This is a genomic window from Streptomyces flavusporus (assembly GCF_046267975.1).
In the GTDB taxonomy this organism is placed as follows: Bacteria; Actinomycetota; Actinomycetes; order Streptomycetales; family Streptomycetaceae; genus Streptomyces; species Streptomyces flavusporus.
The window spans coordinates 4,828,240-4,848,128 of sequence record NZ_CP176503.1 but is presented as its reverse complement, the minus strand read 5'-3'; the positions used below and the strand labels follow the sequence as shown (position 1 = coordinate 4,848,128).

Genomic DNA, 19,889 nt, shown 5'->3' with positions numbered 1-19,889 from the left:
CGCTCCAACTCCTCGGTGCAATAAGATCTTTGCTCTCGGTGCAATCCGGCAGGGGGACTTGTGGACGCATACGTGCGGCTCGCCGACCGCATCGCCGACGACATCGCCGCCGGCCGGCTCCGGCCGGGGCAACGGCTGCCCCCGCAGCGGGTGTTCGCACGACGGCGTGGAATCGCCCCGTCGACCGCGGGGCGGGTGTACGGCGAACTGGTGCGCCGGGGCCTGGTCGTGGGTGAGGTCGGGCGCGGCACCTTCGTCCGCGCCGCCCCGCCCGCACCGGGCGGACGGGCCCTCACCGAGCCCGCGACCACCGCTCCCGTCAACCTGGAGCTCAACTACCCGTCCGCGCCCGGCCAGTCCGAACTCCTCGCCCCCGCCCTCACCCCCCTCCTCCGCCCGGACGTCCTGACGGAAGCCCTCCGCCCGGCCGCCGCCACCGGCAACGCCGCCGCCCGCGAAGCGGCCGCCGCTCTCCTCGGCTGCCCCGACCCCGCCCGGCTGCTCTTCACCGGCAACGCCCGCCAGGCGATCGCCGCCGCACTCGCCTCCCTGGTCCGGCCCGGCGGCCGCGTCGGCGTCGAGGCGCTGACGTACCCGCTGGTGAAGGAGATCGCCGCCCGGCTCGGCCTCACCCTCGTCCCGCTCGCCACGGACGACGACGGGCTGCGCCCGGACGCCCTTGCCGCCGCCCACCGCAGCGCACCCCTGTCCGCCCTCTACGTCCAGCCGACGCTGCACAACCCGACGTCGGTCACCATGAGTGACCAGAGGAAACACCAACTCGCCCGCACCGCCACCGACCTGGAGATACCGATCGTCGAGGACCGCATCTGGTCCTTCCTGCGCCCCGGGGCACCCCTGGCCGTCCACGCGCCCTGTCTCACCCATGTCGTCGACGGCCTCTCCAAGCGGGTCGCCCCCGGACTCACTGTCGGCTTCCTCGTCGTACCGCCGCACCGGGTGGACGCGGTGGCGGGCGCCATCCGCTCCGGCGGATGGAGTGCGGGGCGGTTCGCGCTGGAGGCGGCCGTGCGGTGGATCGGGGACGGGACCGTCGAGCGGCTGGTCGCGGCGAAACGCGCGGACGCCGAACGGCGGCAGCACCTCGTACGCCGGCACCTGCGGGACTTCGCCGTCCGCACCGACCCGCACGCCTACTACACCTGGTGGGAGCTGCCCCCGCCATGGCGGGCGGACACCTTCACCGCGGCTGCCGCGGCACACGGCATCGCCGTCACCCCGGGCCCCGCCTTCGCCGTCGACCCCGGCCGCACGCCGGACGCCGTCAGGCTCGGGCTCGCGTCGGCCGCTGAGGCGGAGCTGGAGCGGGCGCTGCGGACGCTCGCCGACGTCGCAGCACGGGGCCGTACCGGCCGGTGAGCCAGGCGCCGAGGGCCACCGTGAGGCCCAGCGCGAGCAGCAGCCAGGACACCGTGCGCAGGGTCTCGGTGAGCGCGTCGTAGACCGCGCCCGCGGCCGGCCGGGAGACCTCGGCGGGCAGGCCGGCCAGCGTGACGTGCCGGCCGATCGCGACGGCCACGCCGAGCAGCGCGCCGCCGAGGGCCGTGCCGAGGCCGGTCGCGGTGACCGCGCGGCGGCGACAGGTCGCGAGGGCGATACCGGCGACGGCGAACACGACCGCCCCGAGCGGCAACCAGAGGGCGGCGACTTCCAGCACGTGGTAACCCTTCCGGAGCCCGTCCAGCTCCTTTGCCGGGAGGATGGCGACCTGCGTGTGCCGGACCGGGATGTGGCGGGCCAGCAGCACGTTGTCGGCGGCGAGTTCGTGTTTGATCCGGGTCGTGACCGGCGCCAGGTCGACCGTGACCGCGCCGCTGCGGCCGCCGTCCTCGCGCAGGGCGCGGAGCACGGCGGCGTGGCTGGCCCGCATCCCCGCGTCCCAGCCGGCCCGGAAGGCCTCGGTCTGTGTGAACGAGCGCACCGCGTCCTGCACGAACGGCCCCATGGCGCCCGCCTGCGCGCCCATACCGACCTCGTGCAGCACCTCGTCCCCGACGGTGTCCGCGACCACTTCCCGGACCGCCGGATCGGTGGCCAGCGGCGCCATCGTGCGGGCGTAGCGGCCGGTGTCGGCCAGCCCGTACGCCGCCCAGGCCGCCAGCGCCGCGAACGGGACCAGCAGGCAGCACAGCGCGATCAGCGCCGCCGACAGGGCGCTGCGGAGACGGAGGAAACGTGCGGACCGGGACGACACCCTTTCAGGCAACGGCCTGGGCGCGGGCGGGGCGAGCGGGGCGACTGCAATCGGGTGCATCCCCGGCCCCCTGGCGGAGCTGGGGATTCCGCTCTCCGGTGGAGGGCTCACCCGAACGGGTGTTTCCTGGTGGTGGGGAACACTTCCGGAACCTCGCCGGGCGGCTGGGTCTGGCTCCGCGTCGTCCGGTGAGTGGAGGGATGAGGGATAGCGTGGACCCCGGCGATCGTGCCGGGGTCCACGCGTCACGTCCGGGGTGCCGTACAGGAGACGTCCGGGGCCCTGTCAGGAGACCCGGTGGCCCTCGGCGTCCTCACGCGTGTAGTAGCGGTAGAACAGGATGGCGAACACGGTCGCCGCGATCGCCAGCGCCATCACCGTCGAGCGCAGCACGGTCGCGCCGGTCTGGCTGTACAGGAAGCCGAACGCGATACCGGCGAAGGACATCCACGCCAGCGCGTGCACCTCCCGCTTCATACGCGGCGCCAGTTGGCGCAGGGCGACGTACACCACGGCGAACGCGAGCGCGGCGACGAAACCGAGCAGCAGGTTCCAGCCGGTGATGGGTCCGCCGTCGCGCCGGTTGGCCGCGGCCCAGTAGCCGTAGACGAGCCCGAGCACGACGGGCACGGCCCATTTGGCGATCATGTGGGTGCGCGCGCTGAAGATGTCGGGTGTACCGGCGGCTCCGGTCGTGCCGCCGGACGCGGGTGCCGCATGAGCCATGAGAGCACTCCTCTCTCCTCGCCCCGCCTTCCAGGGCACACCTCGGGCCGACCCCTGGCAAGTCGGCCGGCCGGTCCCACCGGGAGGGGATGCGCGGGGCGCGGGGCCGTGTTTCGCTGGGGCCCATGGACCCCGTGAGCGTTGCCGGCGGCGGGGGCGAACGGCTGCTCGACCGGTATCCCCGGGCCCGGCGCCGGGAGGCGCTGCACCGGCAGCAGATGTTGCGCGTACGGGGACGCAGCGTCGCCTGGGTGCCGCCGCTGCTGCTGCTCATCGGGATCGCGCTGGTCGACGTCTACGCGGAGTTCCGGATCGTTTCCTGGAGCGTGCTGGTGCCCGGGATCGCCGCCGCGATCTGCGGGGTGTGGGGCACGGCGATGTACGGGGCGCTGGCGCTCGTGACGTACCTCGTCCTGGACAGCGCCTGGCCGCATGAGTTCCGGGCCGGGCTGCCCGACTTCGTCCTGGTCGCGATCGGCGGTGTGCTGGCCTTGCTGGCGTGTGCGGTGCGGGTGCGCGGGGAGGCGCACATGGTGCGGATGCGGGACATCGCCGAGACGACCCGGCGGACCGTGCTGCGTCCGCTGCCGGTGCCGTGGGGCGGGCTCGACCATGCGGCGGTGTATCTCGCCGCGGACGTCGACGCGCGGGTCGGGGGCGACTTCTACGACATCCAGCCCGGGCTCCACGGCACGCGCGTCCTGGTCGGGGATGTGCAGGGCAAGGGGCTCGGGGCGGTGGAGACGGCGGCGGCGCTGCTCGGCACGTTCCGGGAGGCCGGGTATCACGAACGGGAGCTGCGGACGGTCGCCGAGCGGCTGGAGGTGCGGATGCGACGGCATCGGGAGCTCATTTCCGCGCTGGGGCGGACGGACGGGGACCGGTTCGCCACGGCGGTGCTGCTGGGGTTTCCGGCGGATGCGGGGGATGCGGTGGATGTCATGAACTTCGGGCATGAGCCGCCGTTGGTTGCGGGGCCGGGTGGGGTGCGGGTGCTGCCGGTGGGGGACGGGCTGCCGCTGGGGCTCGGCGAGCTTGTGTCGACGGGGGCGTCGGGTGCGTCAGGTGGGTCTGAAGCGTCCGGTGCGTCGGGTGGGGAGTCGCTGCCCTCTGTGCGGCGGTTTCCGCTGGCGGACGGGGAGACGTTGCTGGTGACGACGGACGGGGTGACGGAGGCTCGGAACGCGGGCGGGGAGTTCTATCCGCTGGCCGAGGAGGTGACGCGGATGCTCGCGGCGGACGCGCGGGGGGTACGGCCACGGAGGTTGGTGGTGTTCGTGCGGGACGGGGTGCTGCGGCACAGCGGTGGGCATCTGGCGGACGACACGACGGTGTTTGCGGTGCGGCGGCTGTAGGGGAATGCGCTTGTTCGCCGTTCCGGCGCCGCACTACCGTGCCGATGTGGATCTCTTCTCACGCTCGTGGACAGCGCTGCGCGCGGCGGTCGCCGGGCTTGCGGACGAGGACTTCGCACGGCCGTCCGGCTGTACCGGCTGGCTCGTACGGGACCTGGTGTGCCACCTGGTCATTGACGCGCAGGACATCCTGATCACCCTTGTGACCCCCGCCGAAACGGAACCGACCCGTGACGCGGTGACCTACTGGGAGGTGGCCGAAACGCCGCCGACCGGTGAGGATCCGCTCGATGCGCTGATCGTTCGGCTGGCCGCTGCGTACGAGGAACCGTGGCTGCTGAAGTTCTACCTCGACGATGTCGGCTCCGCCGCGGGGCGGGCTGCCGAGCTCGCCGACCCGGGGCTGCGGGTCAACACCCGCGACGTGGTCCTCACCGCGGGCGACTACCTCTCCGCGTACGTCCTGGAGTGGACGCTGCACCACCTCGACCTGATTGCGCACCTTCCGCATGTCGCGGGACCGTCCGCGGAGGGGCTGGCTCGGTCGCGCGAGATGCTGGAGAAGATCGCCGGGGGTGCGTTCCCCGTGTCGTTCTCCGATGAGGATGCGTTGCTGGTCGGTACGGGGCGGCGTGCGCCGAGTGAGGCGGAGAAGGGGGAACTGGGGGAGCTGGCTGGGAAGCTTCCGCTCGTCCTTGGGTGAGCGTCCGGCTGACCGGCGTTGGGGCTGGCGCGGGGTGGGTCGCGCAGCCCGGCGCTGACGGGGTGCCTCCCCCAGAGGGGGGACCCCCAGCGCCCACCCTCCCCCGCTCTCGGCTTCGCTCGAGCGGGGGACCCCCATCGCCCCAGCGGCACGACTGCCCGCGGGCTGACGGCGTACCTGCCCGCGGGGTTACGGCGTGGCTTACCGTGCTGGGGTGCCTGATCGACTGGGAGGGACCATGCCGGGGACCGTGTTGTTGGTGGCCGGTTCGCCTGTGGGTAAAGGGCGGCTGGTGGATGCGGCGGGGGTGCTTCCTGTGCTGGCGGCTGTGGCGCCGGGTGTGTTGGCGGGTGCGGAGACCGCGAACGTCGTCGAGCTGGCCGACCCGTTGGAGCCGCAGGCCGTGCTGACGCGGTTGCGGGCGGCCGCGGCGGCGCCGGGGCCGTTGACCGTGTACGTCACCGGGCAGATTCAGCTGGACCGGCGGCAGCGGTTGCCGCATCTGGCGTTGGCGCGTACGACGCCGGCCACCGTGCGGTACACGGGGTTTCCCTGGCACTGGTTCCGGGAGGAGCTGCGGTTGCGGGCGCCGGGGACGACGACGCTGTTCCTCGATCTGCACGCGGACGCGGAGAGCTGGGAGCTGTTGCGCTCGGTCCCGCTGGACTGTGGCCGGGAGAGCGCCGTGTACGGCAGGATCGCGCCCCCGCCGCACCGGCGGTCGCTGGGCGAGCCCTCGTACATGAAGGCCGTCGCGACGATCCTGCGCAGCGGGCACCGGCCGCCGCTGGACCAGCTGCACCAGCAGGCACTGAGCCGGATCACCGGTGAGGACGTCGGTATCGTGCTGGCCGCGCAGCCGCCGGCCGTGAGCGATCCGCACGCCGCCGTCTCCGCCGCGGTCCGGGCCGGCCGGCATGCGGATGCGGACGGGCTGGCCGCGCGGTGGGAGCAGGCGGCCGTACGGGCGCACGGTGCCGCCTCCGAGGAGGCGCTGCACTGGACGGAGGTGCGGGCGGATCTGGCGATGCTGGCGGGGGACGCGGCCCGCAGCTGCCGTACGTGGCTCGCGGTGGCCGCCGCGCGGCTGGCCGCCGGACAGGCCGAGGACGCGCCCGCCGTGGAGGCGGCCGTGGACCGGGCCCACCACCAGTGGGGCGAGGTACGCGATCCGGCACGGGCCCGCGAACTCGGGGCCGCGCTGGCGGAGTTGCGCGGCCGGGTGCCCGGTCGGCGGGCCGGCGCCCTGGACCACGTACAGCAGCAGCTGCGGCGGCTTCAGCCCCAGGCACAGCACTGAGCGCCGGCGCGAACTGCCTGCGGAAGCCGCCGTCCGGACCCTCCCCAGTCCGCAACCACGGTGCCATGATGGTGAGTTATGGCTGAGGGGGATGGAGTGGCCGACCGAGTCATCCGGGTCCGCTTGGACGAGACCGCGACCGAGAGCGATGTCGGCGCGCTGCGCAAGTGGCTGGAACGGGAGCAACGGCTCGACGAGAAGGTGCGTGCGGGCGAGCTCCGGATCCATGAACGGCGCCGTACGGACGAGTCCGGGGCCCCGATGGGCATCGCCATGGAGATCATCGTGGCGATGATCGGGGGATCCGCGTCGGTCGCGTTGAACCAGTTGGTGGTGCAGGTCGCGCATGCCGTGGAGGCGTGGCGGGAGAACCACCGCGAGGTCGAGGACGGTGATCCGCCCGAGGCCAGCGTGGACCCCGTGGACCTCGACGGGTAGGCCGGTGACCCGTTTCGATCCGCGCGGGCGGGTGAACCGGGCACTGCTGGTGGGTGTCTCCACGTACGACTTCACGGAGCCGCCGCACGGTGTGCCGGGCGATCTGCCGGCCGTCGAGGAGAACCTGAACCGGCTGCGCGAGGTGCTGTCCCGGGGCGGGGTCTTCGGCGAGCACCAGATCATCGTCGCCCGGTCGCCGTCCCTGGACGACTTCGAGCGTGAGCTGCGTACGGCCGCCGAGGAGGCCGAGGGGCTGCTCCTGCTGTACTTCGCCGGGCACGGCGCGATTCCCAGCGCGGGCGACGAACTGTTCCTGCAGATGCGCAACGCGAGCGTGATCCCGGGCGGGCATGCCGTCTTCCCCGGCGCGGAGATGTTCACGACCATGCTGACCTGGCTCGCCAGCAGCCCGGCCGAGCGGATCGTGGTGATCCTCGACTGCTGCTTCGCGGGCAACGCGGCCTGGATCTGGGAGACCTTCCGGGACAAGCGTCGTGTGCTGCTGCTGATGAGCGTGCAGGCCAACCACCGTATCGACGCGGGCGACGCGGCCACGCCCACGCCGTTCACCGGGGAGCTGCTGCAACTCATGGGCGAAAAGGGCGAGTTGGGTTTCCGTCAGGTCTCGGACACGCTCCGGGTCCGGATGGCCGCGGGCCGCCACGAGACGCTGCGCGGCGAGCCGTGGACCCCGCAGAGCCGGGCGGAACCCGATGAGGACGTGCTGCTGTCGGCCCGTGGGGACGGGGTGGATCAGGGGGCCTGGAGTGTCTGGGCGGCCTGGCGGGCCGGCGACGACGGGGAGCACGGCTCGCAGCGGCCCCTGCCGCTGCGGCTGCTCCCCGCCCGGGCCGCCCGCCTGCGGTGGCCCCGGCTGACCCGCATCCCGGTGCGCCCGGGTCGGCGGCACGCGCGCGGCCTGGCCCGGCGGGCCCGTGTCCGGGTCGGCGTCCTGGCCGCCCTCGCCGCCCTGGGCCTCGGCTCGTACGGCCTCCTCGGCCTGGTCGGCCTGGTCGGCGGACCCGGCGACTGTGCGCCGCCCCTCGAGTTACGCGTCCTGACCGACCCGGACCTGGAGGCGACCGTCGGTGCCGCGGCCGACGCGTATCTGACGTCGGACGCGAACACCACCGGCGACGGCTGCCGGCGCAGCGGCATCACCGTCTACAGCGCGGGCTCCGCCGACGCGGTCACCGCGCTGCGCCGCGATTCCGGCGCCTGGCACGAACCGCGCGAGAACCTCAATCCGCAGCGTGACATCGGCCCGCAGCCGGACATCTGGATCCCCGCCACACCGGCGGACGTCGCCCGGGTCACCACCGGCCAGGACACGGACGCGCTCGCCCTTCTGGAGCCGGACAACCGGGCGTTCGCGTACTCCCCCATCGTGCTGGCCGTGCCCCGCCACCTCGGCGTCCTCTCCCTGGACGAGCGGGCAGGACCCGCGCTCTTTGAGATGATCGGCGCCCTGCGCGAGCGGGACGACCGTGCCGAAGTGCGCCGCCCCGACCCGGAGTTCGCGGACAGTGCGCTGCTCGCCACGACGGCCCTGTACGGCACGCCCGGTGCCGATCCGAGCCGCGTCGAGCAGGAGATTGCCCCGGCGGGACCGCCCGCCCGCACGGCCGCCGACCTGCTGTGCGCGCTGCCGGACGACAAGGCCGTGGACAACCGCACCGCGGCCCTGGTGCCGGAGTTCCTGATGAAGAGCGGGGTCGGCTGCGACCGTACGACCCGCAGTCCGCGGCTCGCCCAGTACCCCGGCGACGTATGGGGGCTGGAGCCCGTGTTCGTCCGGGTCCGCTGGCAGGGCGCCGACCTCGACCGGGACGCGCGCGACGCGGCGGCCGACGACTTCCGGGAGTGGCTCACCGGGGAGGGCGGACGCACCGCCTTCGCCGCGGACGGTTTCCGCGCCGCCACCGGTGACCGCGCCCTGCTGGACACGGGCGGCACGGTCCCCGAGGGGGTGCTGAGGGCGCCCTCCCCGCTCGTCGAGTCCGCGGGGCGGGACGCGATGGAGACGGCGCTGAGGAAGTACCGCGACGCCCGCGGGCCCGGCCGCGTCCTGTTCCTGCTCGACAGCTCCGGTTCGATGGCGTCGCGGTGGAAGGGGGCCAGTGGCGGCCCCGGCCTGCTGAAGCAGTCGCTGGGCGGGCTCGGCGAGCAGGACGAGTACGGCGTGTGGGCGGTGGCGGACACCGCCGGCAACTCCTCGTACGACACCCTGCTGCCCTTCGGCCACCACACCCGCAAGGACGCCGAGCGCGCCATCGACGGCCGGGCCCGGGTACGGGACGCCGAGGCCGACCCGTACGCCGCCCTGCTCGCCGCCCTCGACGACATGGCCGGGCGGGGCGCCGACGACGACCGTCCCCAGCTGATCGTCCACATCACCGACGACGAGGACGCCGACCGGCTGACCGGCGCCCGCCTCGACGACCTGCTGAGCAGGGCCCGGTCGGCGACGGTGCCGATCGCCGTGGTGTCGCTGGCCGGCGGCGGCTGTGCCGCGGGCGAGCCGGGCGCCCGGATCTCCGCCGCGAGCGGCGGCCGCTGTCTGGACGCCGACGACGAACTCGGCGCGGGCCTGAGCGACGAGGTCGCGCGCACCGGAACGGGGGAGGACTGATGGTCCGACGGCTCGCCGCCCTGCTGGCCCTTCTGCTGCTGGCCGCGTGCACCGGCGGCGGGGACGGCACGAACGCCGCGCCCTCCCCCGACGTGCCCGGCGACATCGTGGTGGCCAGCGGCCGGGACGTCACCGGCAAGAACGGCATCCGCCAGCAGCTGATCGACGTGTGGAACCGACAGCAGGAGAAGGAGAACACCAACTACCGCGCCCGCCTGGTGGAACTCCCCGGCAGCGCCGACGAACAGCGCAGCCAGCTCCTCGGCGCCCTCCAGTCCGGCAGCGCCTCCTACGACGTGGTCAACCTCGACGTGACGTGGGTGCCGGAGTTCGCCGCGGCCGGCCTGGTCCGCCCGCTGCTCGAGGAGGTGATCGACACCGACGTGATCGAGTCCGTCGCCGGCACGGCCCGCTGGGACGACAAGGTGTACGCGGCGCCGTTCAACAGCGACGTAGGACTGCTCTACTACCGGCGCGACCACCTCCGGGACGGCGGCGTCCAGCGCACCGACCTGAGCGGCGGCCTCGACTGGCGGGAGCTGGAGGAGCTGGTCGACACCCTGTACGAGCATCCGCCCAAGGGCTACGAGAAGGGCTGGACCACACAGCTCGCCGCGTACGAGGGCCGGACCGTCAACGCCGTCGAGGCGTTCGCGTCCGCCGCGCAGGACCTCACGCTCACCGACGGCGACGGCCACTACAACGCCACCGTCGCCCAGCTGACACAGGGCATCGGGGAGCTGCGTCGGCGCACCCAGACGCCGTACCTGCTCCAGGACGCCGTCCACTCCGACGAGGCGGCGACGCTCGGCGACTTCGCCGACGGCCGCACCACGTTCCTGCGGCACTGGCCGTACGCGTACGGCACCCTGCACCAGTCGTTCACCGACGAGCAGCTCGGGGTGGCCCCGCTGCCCGGCCGGGCGGTGCTCGGCGGCCAGAACCTCGCGGTGACCGCGGCCTCGCAGCGGTCGGCGAAGGCGGTCGAGCTGATCAGGTTCCTCACCGGCAAGGACAGCGAACGCTGCCTGCTGGACGCGGGGTTCGCGGCGACACGGGAGTCGGCGTACAAGGACGACGCCGTACGGTGCACCGCCGCACCCACGTCTCCCTCCCCGTCCGGCGAGAGCGCCGACCGCATGCCCCGCGACCCGGCCGGCCGCCCCGCCTACGCCCGCCGCATCCTGCTCCCGGCCCTGCAGAACGCCGTGCAGCGGCCGCGCACCGCGCTGTACGGCGCGTTCACACAGACGTTCACCGCGCAGCTGGGCGCGCTGTTCGGCGACAGCCCGCCGAGCGACACGGCGCTGGCGACGAGCCTGGACGAGGCGCTGAAGAAGGCGCTGCCGGACTGAGGAGGTCGCTTTCGGCTAACGCTTCTCGTAAGGATTCGCCGGCTCCTCCACCGTCCACACGCTGCCCGCGTCGAGGACCGGCGGCCACGCCGTGTCCGTGCCCAGGGTGCCCTCGGGGCGCCACGTACCGGTCACCGTCACCCATGTGTCCGTCGCCGGCGCATCCGCGCCCCGCACTTCGACCTTGCTGGTCGTCGCGTCGGCGGCGCAGCAGGAGACCAGGAGCCGCGTGACGTACCACGTGCCGTCGTCGTCCCGCGTGACGAAGCCGGTCAGGCGGACCGTACGGCCCTTCAGTGACCGCTCGCTGTCGTAGACCGCCCGGGAGCCGAACTCGGCGAGCGTGAGGTCGAGCGGCTCACCCGAAGGCAGCGCCGGGAACGTCCCCACCCCCTGTGCCGCCCGCTCCGCCGCTTCCCTCTCCGCGCTGTAGGAGCCCAGGGCGGGCGGCGGGAAGAGCAGCAGGGCGAGGGCGGGCAGGGTCAGGAGCCGGGCGACGCGCGGACCGGCGGGGCTGTGCTGGTGCCCGTGGCCGTCGTCATCGTCGTACTCCTCGTGCCGCCTGCCACCGGTACGGACGCGCACTCACAGCCGGGCAGCACCACCCCCGCCGCGCCCGCCACCGGCACGGCCAGCGCCTGGTTGCGAGGGAGCAGCCGGCTGAACACCCGCTCGGGCACGAACGCGCCGATCGCCGCCGACACCACCGTGCCCAGCAGCAGAAACGGCACGCCCTGCACCGCGACCGCCGTGAACACCGTCCACCAGGCCGCGACCGGCGGCGTGTACAGGTCCAGCGCGAGGAGTGGGCCGAGCACCGAGGCGACCGTCGCGATGGCGATCAGGGCCGCGCCGCCGACGACCGCGTAGACGAGCGCGCGCACGCCGAGGCGCAGGCCGTCGGCCAGTGTTCGTTGGTTCTCCACGCGTCTGTCCTGGTAGTCCGTCCCCGTACCCGCGCAGGTTAACGGGGGCCGCTGTGCGCCACCTCGGCTTCGTCAAAGAGGCGGCTGTGCGGGGGCGGGCCCGAGGGTGGTGGTGCCGGGGGCCGTACGGTGGCCCAGCCCCGTACGGTACGCGTCCAGAGCCGCCTCCACCCGGCCGGTGCGGCGCAGCAGATCGCCCAGCAGCCGGCACAGGTCGGCCAGGTCGCCGGCGGCGCCCGCGCGTTCCAGCAGGCTGAGGGCGCGTACGTAGTGCTCCTCGGCCGCGTCCGTGTCGTGGGCGTCCTCGGCGATCCGGCCGAGCAGGCGGTGCGCGGCGGCGGCGTGCACGGCGCCGCGCTCGGAGGAGAGGTCGCCGAGGACGTCGTTCAGGAGGGCGGCGGCCTCGTCGGACTTGCCGCGCCGGTGCAGTACGTCGGCGAGTTCGACGGAGACCTGGCTGCTGTAGAGGGCGGCGCGCTTGGCGGACAGCATCGCCTGGGCGGCCCGCAACTCCTCCTCGGCGCGCTCCAGCCGGCCGTTCTGGGCGTAGACGTAGCCGCGCATCCAGTGGCAGTTGGCGAGTTCCGTACGGATCTGGAGCTGGCGGTACATGTCGGCGGCCTTGGCCAGCGAGGCGTCGGCCTCGGCGAGCCGGCCCTCGGCGACCAGGGTGCGGGCGACCTGGCGGTGCATCCGGGCGACCAGCGCCGGATCGCCCGCCTGCGGCGCGAGGGCGAGCGCGAACTCGGCGGCCTGCGCGGCGCGCGCGTGGGCGCCCATGTCCATGTACGGGCCTATGACCCCGGCGTAGAGCAGAAGCAGCGCGTCCGGATCGTGCAGTCCACCGCGGTTCAGCTCATCGAGAGTCGACTCCAGGAGATAGACGGCGTAACGGAGCTCTCCGGCCAGATAGTGCGACACCGCCCGGCCGCGGATCGCGGGCACCCGCGCCGGGAGCGGAGCGTCGGCCTCGGCGATGGACTTCTCGGCACGCTCGAAGTGCCGGCGGGCGGCGATCAGATCACCGGTGTCCAGACCGCACTCGCCGAGCCCCAGCAACGCGGTGGCCTGCTCCTCCACCAATCCGTACCGCTCCGCCTCCACGAGCAGCGTGGCGTACTGCTCTGCCGCCTCCTCCGCGGCCCCCGTGGCGAGGGTGCGCTGCGCCTCGGTCAGCCGCAGCCGCAGATCGGTGGCGAGACGGGCCGGGCGTCCGGTGGCCAGCTCGTCGAAGGCGACACCGAGCCGGTCGGCGAGATGCCGCAGCGCCTCGTCGGAGGGGCGGACCCGGCCGGCCTCGAGAGTGGAGATGTATGCCGGGGTGTAGGCAGGCTCGGCCAACTGCCTCTGGGTCAGCCCACGTTCATGCCGCAGCTGCTGCACTCTGCGCCCGATGGTCTCGGGGTCGTCCCGGTTCGCCATGCGCTTCATCATGCCAGTAAGCCGACTTACACAAGCGGTTGTTCAACTCTCCTTGCCCCTCTTCCGATTGAGGGCCTCGACCCCCTAGGTTATGAATGAGATTAAGGCCGCTTAATCCGTCGCTGTCGTTGCGAGGTTCCCGTGCCCGGACCCACATCCGCCCCCCACGGACGCCCTTCCGCCCGTTACGCCAGGGCAGCCGTGGCAGCCGTCATCGCGGCCGCCGCACTGATCACCGCGGCGAACGCGGTTCCGGCGCGGGCGGCGGAATCGGCACCTGCGCAGTCGGCTGGAGACAGTCGGCACGGTTAGCGGCGGCGTATGTCCTTCGCGCCGTAGGCGTGCCGGGGAACGGCGGTTTCGCGTGGGCTCGTGCGGGTAGTCGGGCCTCGTTTCCGGGCGGGTGGTGGTGCTGGTGGTGAGGGCCCGCCGCGTCGTCGGAGGAGGGAGTCACCGTGCGGCCCAGGGACGAGCCGGAGCCGGCGTGGGCCGCCGACGCGATCGCCCACGGGGTCCGGGGCGCCGATCCCGGAGAGATCCCGAGAAGGGTGTGCCGTGTCGCGGTCCGGCTGCTGCCCGTGACCTGCGCGGGAGTGTCGCTGTGCAGCGACGGCATGCCCGTGCCGCTCAGCGCCAGCGACCCGCGGGCCGCCTACCTGATGGAGATCCAGGCCACCCTCGGCGAGGGCCCCTGCCTGCACGCCGCACGCATCGGCGCCCCCGTCATCGCCGCCGACCTGGCGGGCCGGGACGCCGACCGCTGGCCGGTGTTCGCCCAGCAGGCGACCGCGGCCGGCGTACGGGCCGTGTACGCACTGCCGCTCGGCGACGACTCGGAGTGTGTGGGCACGCTCGACCTGTACCGCGACAGCCCCGGCGGCCTCAGCGCCCGCGAACTGCACACGGCGTATCTCATGGCCGGCGTCATGACGGTCGCCCTGATGGCCCTGCCGACCGGCGAGGAGAACGGCAGCCGGCGGGCGGACGGACCCTGGCTGAGCGAACTGGCCACCGAGCACGACGAGGTCTACCAGGCCGTCGGCATGATCATGGCCCAGCTCGGCGTCGGCTCCGACGAGGCACTGGCCCGACTGCGGGGGCATGCGTTCGCGCACGGCAGGACCGTCCTCGACATGGCGCACGACGTGGTGACCCATCGGGAGCGGTTCGAGCGGGACTACTAGGGCCTGTCCGGCGGATCACCCCGCGTCTGCGGCATGATCCGCCGGACAGGCCCTGGGGCGAACGGGCCTCACACCAGTGCCCGGCCCTGCTTCCTGACTTCCGCGAGCCGTTCGGCGCCCAGTTCGGCCGCCTCATGGGTGACCTCCATGTACACGTTCCCCAGGCCGCCGTGGGTGAGGGTGAACGCGTCCTCGCCCACCCGTACGGCCGCGACGTCCAGGGTGAGGGTGACGGGCTCGTAGTCCGTGTCGTCGGTGACGGTGATCCGCAGGCCCTGCCGCGCGTCCCCGACCTCCGGCAGCTCCGCGTCGGAAACCTCCACCCTCCGCTCCACCCCGCCTGCGGTCGTCGCCGTGAACTCCCCGCACTTCTCCGGCAGCGTCCCCAGCCAGGCCAGCGTGCGGTCCACGTCCTCCGCGCGCTGAGTGGTCACCTGGTGGCGCAGCTGGGCACCCTCGTCCCCGTCGTCCAGGCCGGTCACCGCGCGAGCCGGGGCGCCGAACAGTTCGTCGGCGTAGAGCCCGTCGAGGAGACGCCCGCAGTCGCGCCGGTCGGCGGGAGCGGAGGCCTTGAGGAACGCGTCCCGCCAGGTCGCCGTGCCCTGCGTCGGCGCCCATGGCTCACCCAGGTCGGCCTCCGTGATCAGCGTCGACCGGGCCTGGGCCTCGGTGAGGGCGGGCACCCCGGTGGCGGACGGGGGCGTGGCGGAGGCGACGGGCGATGCGGAGGCGGCGGCCTGCCGGGCCGCCCAGGGTTGCGCACCGGAGCAGCCGCCCACTGTCAGCAGCGCGCCCGCCGAAAGGGCGGAGGCGAGGAAGGCGCGGGCGGCCGGGGGTCGGGTCATAGAGGTGCCTCCAGGGGGGACTTTCCGACAGTCGTACGTCCACGGCACCACCGGCTCCCACCGGGCGCCAGCGGTGCCGGGCCGTACGGGTGAGCGGCGCTGTGGGTGCACCGGAAACGCACGCCTGACCGCGTGTGCATCGGCGTGCGCCCGTGTCTGTGGCGATCGACCCTGGATAGGTGAGCTCGAACGACCTGGAAGGTGAACGTCACCATGAAGACGCCCCCGATCGTTTCGCCGCAGGAGTGGGAGGCCGCGCGCCAGGAGCTGCTGGAGGAGGAGAAGAAGCTGACCCACGCCCGTGACGCACTGGCCGCCAGGCGTCGCAGGATGCCGTGGCAGGCGGTGGAGAAGAAGTACGAGTTCGACGGACCCCAGGGCAGGGTGAGTCTGCTCGACCTGTTCGAGGGCCGCCGTCAGCTGATCGTCTACCGCGCGTTCTTCGAGCCGGGCGTGTTCGGCTGGCCGGACCACGCGTGCCGCGGCTGCTCCATGCTGGCCGATCAGGTCGGCCATCCTGCCCATCTGAACGCCCGCGACACCACTCTCGTCTTCGCCTCCCGCGCATCGCAGCCCGAGATCGAGCGGGTGAAGGCTCGGATGGGCTGGGTGATGCCCTGGTACACGATCACCGACGATTTCGACATCGACTTCGGTGTGGACGAGTGGCACGGTACGAACGCCTTCATCCGCGAGGACGACCGAGTGTTCCGCACCTACTTCATCAACGCCCGTGGCGACGAGGCCATGGGGAGCCTCTGGAATTACCTCGACATGACGGCACTCGGGCGGCAGGAGACATGGGAGGACTCGCCCGAGGGCTATCCCCAGACCCCGCCGTACGAATGGTGGAACTGGCACGACGAATACGGCGAGGAAGCCGATCCGGCGCAGGAGTGGGTGGACACAACGCGTCGAGGTCCCCGAGGCCGGCAGGACTGAGCGCTTCACGGAAGGGTACGCGCCGCCTGCCGCGCAGGTACTGCCGGAGTGCGGGCAACCGCCCGCAGACGTCGGCCGCGCCGGGTCGGTCCCCATGGCTTGAGGATCGAGATCACCGTCATGAAGACGTAGGCGGACAGGGAGACGACCGGCCCGAACAGCACGTCGCCGGCGTCGGGCAGCGGCCCGCCCGTGGCGACGGCGGTGACCGCCGAGTTCACGCCCGGGCGCAGCGCGAAGACCGTGGCGGTGGTCGTGGCCAGAGTCAGCCAGAACTTGGTGTAGACCCACCGGTGCCGCGCCAGCCCCCACGCCGTGCCCAGCGACAGGAGCAGGCCGCTGAGGAGGGTGAGGAACGCGACGGGGAGCAGCAGCCAGTCGGCGAAGAGCTTCATGGCCCGGACGGAGGTCTCCACGGTCACCGCGGACCCGGTGGTGGTCGCGGTGACCCCGAGCGCGAGCAGCCCGAGCGTGAGCCCGAGCCAGCTCGCGGAGGCGGCCACATGGACGACGAGGGAAGCCCGCCGTGCGGGCCGGTTCAGTTTCATGCCAACACCGTGCCGGGCGGGAGCGGCGCGGACGTCTGACGGCGGGAGCAACCGCGCGTACTGGTCTCGGCGTACGGACGGCGTACGGGCGTACATCGGCGTACGGACGCGCGGAGGAGAGCCGAGCGCCCACCGAAAATCCTTCGCGCGCATCGCCGACCCCCGTTACCGTCACCCCATGAAGCGCGCCCACCCGTCTCTCACGACGACGCCGGAGAGTGTCCCGGCGCGCTGACCACTGACGTAGACGACGCAGAAGTCGAAGCCCCGGGGCGAGTGCCCCGGGGTTTCGTCGTCCCCTGGCGGTTCCTCGCCCCCGAGCGAGGGAGAACCCCGTGCACGACCACCGCCGCCTCGGCCGAGATCTCGACCTGTTCGACACCGATCCACTGATGGGTGCCGGGCTGCCGTACTGGCTGCCCGACGGGGCGGTCGTACGCCACACCCTGGAGGAGTACATCCGCGAGGCCGAACAAGCCGCCGGCTACCGGCACGTGTACTCGCCCGTCCTCGGCAAACGGGAGCTGTACGAGATCTCCGGCCACTGGTCCCACTACAGCGACGACATGTTCCCGCCGATGAAACTGGGCGCCGAGGAGGTCGTCCTGCGCCCCAGCCTCTGCCCCCACCACGCCCTGATCTACCGCTCCCGCCCCCACAGCTACCGCGAACTACCCCTCCGTATCGCCGAGTTGGGCGGCATGTACCGCTCCGAGCTGTCCGGCGTGCTCGGCGGCCTCACCCGGGTCCGGGCGATCCACCTCAACGACGCGCACATCTTCTGCACCCTGGAGCAGGCCGTGGACGAGGCCCGCGCCGCCCTGGAGCTGATCTGCCGCGCCTACGCCGACCTGGGCATCCGCGCGGCCCGCCACCGCCTCTCCCTGCCCGCCGAGGGCGGCAAGTACGTGGCCGACCCGGCCCTGTGGCGCCGGGCGACCGCACTGATCGAGGAGGCCCTCGACGCCTCCGGCCTCCCCTACGAGTCCGCACCGGGCGAGGCGGCCTTCTACGGCCCGAAGATCGACGTACAGATCGCGGACCCGGCCGGCCGCGAGACCACCCTCTCCACCGTGCAGATCGACTTCCACCAGCCCGCCCGCTTCGACCTGCACTACACCGGCCCCGACGGCGCGAAACACCGGCCGGTCATGGTCCACCGCAGCATCATCGGCAGTGTGGAACGGGCGGTCGCGCACCTCGTCGAGCAGCACGGCGGGGCGTTCCCGCCCTGGCTGGCGCCCGTGCAGCTGGCGATCCTGCCGGTGTCCGAGGCGCAGGAGGAACGAGCCGTGTCCGTCCTGAACCAGACCACCGCGCAGGGCATCCGCGCGGAGCTGCACGGCCCGGGGGAGGGCAGCCTGGGGGCCCGGGTCCGGGCGGCGCGGCTGGTGCCGTACCAGGCGGTGATCGGGGCGCGGGAGGCCGACGGTGACCTGGTGGCGGTACGGCTGCGGGACGGCCGCCGGCCAGGAGCGGTACCCGCCGCTGAGCTGCTGCGGCTGATCGCCGCCCGCGTCCGGGACCGGCGCTCCGAGCTGTGGGAATCCGCGTAGGGTCACTGCCGTAGGGCAACAAGGCCCGGGTGAGAGGAGCCTGGACGTGACCGGTCAGCCCATCCCCGTGATCATCGACTGCGACACCGGCGTCGACGACGCTCTGGCCCTGCTGTTCGCCGTACGGCACCCGGGCCTGGACCTGCGCGCGATCACCTGTGTCGCCGGGAACACGGACGTCGACGGCGTGGTCCGCAACACCCTCACCGTGCTCGAACAGGCCGGCGCCCCCGGTATCCCCGTCGCCCGGGGCGCCGAACGCCCGCTGATCGAGGCACCGCGCTCCGCCCGGCACGTCCACGGCCACGACGGCATGGGCGACCTCGGTCTGCCGGCGCCCACCCGCAGGCCGGTGGACGTGGACGCGGTGACCCTCCTGCGCCGGGAGATCCTCGCGTCCCCGCGCCCGGTCACCCTCATTCCCACCGCGCCCCTGACGAACATCGCCCTGCTCCTGCGCACCCACCCGGAGGTGACCCGCAACATCGAACGGATCGTCTTCATGGGCGGCGCGGTGACCACCGGGAACGCCACGCCGGTCGCCGAGTTCAACGTCTGGCACGACCCGGAGGCCGCGGCGGTCCTCCTCACCGCCGGCGTGCCGATCACGATGTACGGCCTGGACGTGTTCAAGCGGGTCGTGGTGCCGGGGTCGGACGTGGCACGGCTACGGACGAGCGCGGAGCCCGGCGTACGGCTCGGCGGCGAGCTCCTCGCCCACCGCGACCCCGCCGTCTCCGGCGACCCCACCCCCTCGGGCGGCCTCGGCGACGCGGGCGCGGTCTGCGCGGTCGCCGACCCGGAAGGCCTGACCACCGAGCGGCTCCCCGTCGAGGTGAGCCTCGCCCCGGGCCCGACTCGCGGCCAGACCGTCGTCGACCGCCGCCCCCGCCCCGGCGAGTCCGAAATCCACGCCGGCACACGCGAACAGCCCCTCGTCGACGTCGCGTTGGACGTCGACGAGGGGCGGTACGTGAAGCTGTGGCTGTCGGCGGTGGAGGGGTAGACGAGCTGGACCTCGATTTGGCGTGCGCCCTTGTTGATCAAAAACTCAAAGGGTTCTGTTCGAGGATGTAGCGGATGTGTGGGTCGCCGAAGTAGCCGCGGACGGTGTGTGGCTGACGTTGGCGCGCCGGTGGAAGAACCGGCGGCTCTCGGCGGCGAGTTGGGTCTGAGGGGGGCCCGGCTGTGCATCGGAAGGCTCTGTTCGAGGTCGGCGTTGATCAGTTCGTCGGGGTTCGGTTCCGGTGAGTACGACGGCAGGAAGTGCAGCTCGATGCGGTCGGGGTGGTCGGCCGGCCAGGTGCGGACCGTGCGGGAGCGGGGCGCGGAGTGGCCGTCCTCGACGAGGTGCGCCTTGCGGTCGAAGTGGCCGGCGAGCCGGTCCGGGAAGCGGCACATGGCGTCGGCGTCGAAGGTCTCGGTGAACGCCATGAAGTGCATCCGGCCCTTGGTGCTGATCGCGGACATCGCGTTCACCGGGAACCGGTGACCGGTGCGGCGGATCACCGGGGTGCGTCCTTTGGCGTCCCCGGTGCGGTCGGTGACCTGGTCGGAACGGATGCCGGCCTGGTCGGCGGAGAGCACCTCACCGCCCTCGGCCTTCGCCTTCGCGCGGATCGCCGGCCAGGTCTCCTCCCGCCAGAGGCGGACCGCCTCCTGGTCCTGCTCGACGGCTGGCTTGTCCGGGCGCTGGAAGGACAGGCCCCAGCGGCGCAGGTACGTGCCCACGCCCTGCTCGG

General features: G+C 73.1%; 17 protein-coding genes and 2 pseudogenes. 11 read left to right on the top strand and 8 right to left on the bottom strand.

Annotated elements, in window-relative coordinates:
- Nucleotides 1-60: 60 nt before the first annotated feature.
- Nucleotides 61-1,380: a PLP-dependent aminotransferase family protein gene (locus tag ACKTSN_RS22990; RefSeq protein ID WP_409470841.1), complete on the top strand. Its 1,320-nt coding sequence runs from the start codon at nucleotides 61-63 to the stop codon at nucleotides 1,378-1,380.
- On the opposite strand, the gene ACKTSN_RS22985 is transcribed toward ACKTSN_RS22990, so the two are convergent.
- Complete coding sequence (locus ACKTSN_RS22985) at nucleotides 1,286-2,215, bottom strand: hypothetical protein (RefSeq protein WP_409470840.1); 930 nt, start codon at nucleotides 2,213-2,215, stop codon at nucleotides 1,286-1,288. The genes ACKTSN_RS22990 and ACKTSN_RS22985 overlap by 95 nt on opposite strands.
- Nucleotides 2,216-2,500: 285 nt before the next feature.
- Nucleotides 2,501-2,941, bottom strand: coding sequence for a hypothetical protein (locus ACKTSN_RS22980; RefSeq protein ID WP_409470839.1), 441 nt, complete (start codon nucleotides 2,939-2,941; stop codon nucleotides 2,501-2,503).
- A gap of 125 nt (nucleotides 2,942-3,066) precedes the next feature.
- Here ACKTSN_RS22980 and ACKTSN_RS22975 point away from each other — a divergent pair, with 125 nt between their 5' ends.
- The 6 genes from ACKTSN_RS22975 to ACKTSN_RS22950 all read left to right on the top strand — a co-directional run bounded on the left by ACKTSN_RS22975 (nucleotide 3,067) and on the right by ACKTSN_RS22950 (nucleotide 10,724).
- Complete coding sequence (locus ACKTSN_RS22975; RefSeq protein WP_409470838.1) at nucleotides 3,067-4,296, top strand: PP2C family protein-serine/threonine phosphatase; 1,230 nt, start codon at nucleotides 3,067-3,069, stop codon at nucleotides 4,294-4,296.
- 46 nt (nucleotides 4,297-4,342) lie between these two features.
- On the top strand, nucleotides 4,343-4,999 hold the full coding sequence (locus ACKTSN_RS22970; RefSeq protein WP_409470837.1) for a maleylpyruvate isomerase N-terminal domain-containing protein: 657 nt from the start codon (nucleotides 4,343-4,345) through the stop codon (nucleotides 4,997-4,999).
- A 238-nt stretch (nucleotides 5,000-5,237) separates the two neighbouring features.
- Nucleotides 5,238-6,299 carry a hypothetical protein gene (locus tag ACKTSN_RS22965; RefSeq protein WP_409470836.1) on the top strand — a complete coding sequence of 354 codons (1,062 nt, stop codon included), beginning with the start codon at nucleotides 5,238-5,240 and terminating at the stop codon, nucleotides 6,297-6,299.
- 96 nt (nucleotides 6,300-6,395) lie between these two features.
- Nucleotides 6,396-6,737, top strand: a complete 342-nt coding sequence (locus ACKTSN_RS22960; protein WP_409470835.1) for a hypothetical protein — start codon at nucleotides 6,396-6,398, stop codon at nucleotides 6,735-6,737.
- A 4-nt stretch (nucleotides 6,738-6,741) separates the two neighbouring features.
- Nucleotides 6,742-9,369 carry a vWA domain-containing protein gene (locus ACKTSN_RS22955; protein ID WP_409470834.1) on the top strand — a complete coding sequence of 876 codons (2,628 nt, stop codon included), beginning with the start codon at nucleotides 6,742-6,744 and terminating at the stop codon, nucleotides 9,367-9,369.
- Nucleotides 9,369-10,724, top strand: coding sequence for an extracellular solute-binding protein (locus tag ACKTSN_RS22950; RefSeq protein WP_409470833.1), 1,356 nt, complete (start codon nucleotides 9,369-9,371; stop codon nucleotides 10,722-10,724). Before ACKTSN_RS22955 ends, ACKTSN_RS22950 begins: the two co-directional genes overlap by 1 nt.
- Nucleotides 10,725-10,739: 15 nt before the next feature.
- Here the strand turns inward: ACKTSN_RS22950 and ACKTSN_RS22945 are convergent, their stop codons facing one another.
- The 3 genes and pseudogenes from ACKTSN_RS22945 to ACKTSN_RS22935 form a co-directional block, all read right to left on the bottom strand.
- The gene (locus tag ACKTSN_RS22945) at nucleotides 10,740-11,309 is read right to left on the bottom strand and encodes a TIGR03943 family putative permease subunit (protein ID WP_409470832.1); all 570 of its coding nucleotides are present in this window, start codon (nucleotides 11,307-11,309) and stop codon (nucleotides 10,740-10,742) included.
- Nucleotides 11,285-11,650 (bottom strand): annotated as a pseudogene (locus ACKTSN_RS22940) (permease); the annotation flags it as partial. The gene ACKTSN_RS22945 and the pseudogene ACKTSN_RS22940, both read right to left, overlap by 25 nt.
- 72 nt (nucleotides 11,651-11,722) lie before the next feature.
- Nucleotides 11,723-13,072 (bottom strand): helix-turn-helix domain-containing protein, encoded by a 1,350-nt coding sequence (locus tag ACKTSN_RS22935; RefSeq protein WP_409470831.1) that lies wholly within the window; start codon nucleotides 13,070-13,072, stop codon nucleotides 11,723-11,725.
- Nucleotides 13,073-13,527: 455 nt separating this feature from the next.
- Here ACKTSN_RS22935 and ACKTSN_RS22930 point away from each other — a divergent pair, with 455 nt between their 5' ends.
- Nucleotides 13,528-14,256 (top strand): GAF and ANTAR domain-containing protein, encoded by a 729-nt coding sequence (locus ACKTSN_RS22930; protein WP_409470830.1) that lies wholly within the window; start codon nucleotides 13,528-13,530, stop codon nucleotides 14,254-14,256.
- A gap of 68 nt (nucleotides 14,257-14,324) precedes the next feature.
- Here ACKTSN_RS22930 and ACKTSN_RS22925 read toward each other — a convergent pair whose 3' ends face one another.
- Complete coding sequence (locus ACKTSN_RS22925) at nucleotides 14,325-15,101, bottom strand: hypothetical protein (protein ID WP_409470829.1); 777 nt, start codon at nucleotides 15,099-15,101, stop codon at nucleotides 14,325-14,327.
- A gap of 213 nt (nucleotides 15,102-15,314) precedes the next feature.
- Here ACKTSN_RS22925 and ACKTSN_RS22920 point away from each other — a divergent pair, with 213 nt between their 5' ends.
- Entirely contained in the window at nucleotides 15,315-16,043 is a 729-nt protein-coding gene (locus ACKTSN_RS22920) for a DUF899 domain-containing protein (protein WP_409470828.1), read from the top strand.
- A gap of 5 nt (nucleotides 16,044-16,048) precedes the next feature.
- On the opposite strand, the gene ACKTSN_RS22915 is transcribed toward ACKTSN_RS22920, so the two are convergent.
- Nucleotides 16,049-16,591: a DUF2269 domain-containing protein gene (locus ACKTSN_RS22915; RefSeq protein WP_409470827.1), complete on the bottom strand. Its 543-nt coding sequence runs from the start codon at nucleotides 16,589-16,591 to the stop codon at nucleotides 16,049-16,051.
- A gap of 299 nt (nucleotides 16,592-16,890) precedes the next feature.
- Here ACKTSN_RS22915 and thrS point away from each other — a divergent pair, with 299 nt between their 5' ends.
- Together thrS and ACKTSN_RS22905 are read left to right on the top strand one after the other, a co-directional pair.
- Entirely contained in the window at nucleotides 16,891-18,147 is a 1,257-nt protein-coding gene (gene thrS, locus ACKTSN_RS22910; RefSeq protein WP_409474901.1) for a threonine--tRNA ligase, read from the top strand.
- A gap of 46 nt (nucleotides 18,148-18,193) precedes the next feature.
- The gene (locus tag ACKTSN_RS22905) at nucleotides 18,194-19,153 is read left to right on the top strand and encodes a nucleoside hydrolase (protein WP_409470826.1); all 960 of its coding nucleotides are present in this window, start codon (nucleotides 18,194-18,196) and stop codon (nucleotides 19,151-19,153) included.
- Nucleotides 19,154-19,404: 251 nt separating this feature from the next.
- Here the strand turns inward: ACKTSN_RS22905 and ACKTSN_RS22900 are convergent.
- A pseudogene (locus ACKTSN_RS22900) lies at nucleotides 19,405-19,878 on the bottom strand (transposase); the annotation flags it as partial.
- Nucleotides 19,879-19,889 lie beyond the last annotated feature (11 nt).

Coding starts and splice junctions, on each gene's coding strand:
- ACKTSN_RS22980 (WP_409470839.1), bottom strand. CDS start 2,941: ATGGCTCATGCGGCACCCGCGTCCGGCGGCACGACCGGAGCCGCCGGT.
- ACKTSN_RS22975 (WP_409470838.1), top strand. CDS start 3,067: ATGGACCCCGTGAGCGTTGCCGGCGGCGGGGGCGAACGGCTGCTCGAC.
- ACKTSN_RS22965 (WP_409470836.1), top strand. CDS start 5,238: ATGCCGGGGACCGTGTTGTTGGTGGCCGGTTCGCCTGTGGGTAAAGGG.
- ACKTSN_RS22950 (WP_409470833.1), top strand. CDS start 9,369: ATGGTCCGACGGCTCGCCGCCCTGCTGGCCCTTCTGCTGCTGGCCGCG.
- ACKTSN_RS22935 (WP_409470831.1), bottom strand. CDS start 13,072: ATGGCGAACCGGGACGACCCCGAGACCATCGGGCGCAGAGTGCAGCAG.
- ACKTSN_RS22925 (WP_409470829.1), bottom strand. CDS start 15,101: ATGACCCGACCCCCGGCCGCCCGCGCCTTCCTCGCCTCCGCCCTTTCG.
- ACKTSN_RS22920 (WP_409470828.1), top strand. CDS start 15,315: ATGAAGACGCCCCCGATCGTTTCGCCGCAGGAGTGGGAGGCCGCGCGC.
- ACKTSN_RS22915 (WP_409470827.1), bottom strand. CDS start 16,591: ATGAAACTGAACCGGCCCGCACGGCGGGCTTCCCTCGTCGTCCATGTG.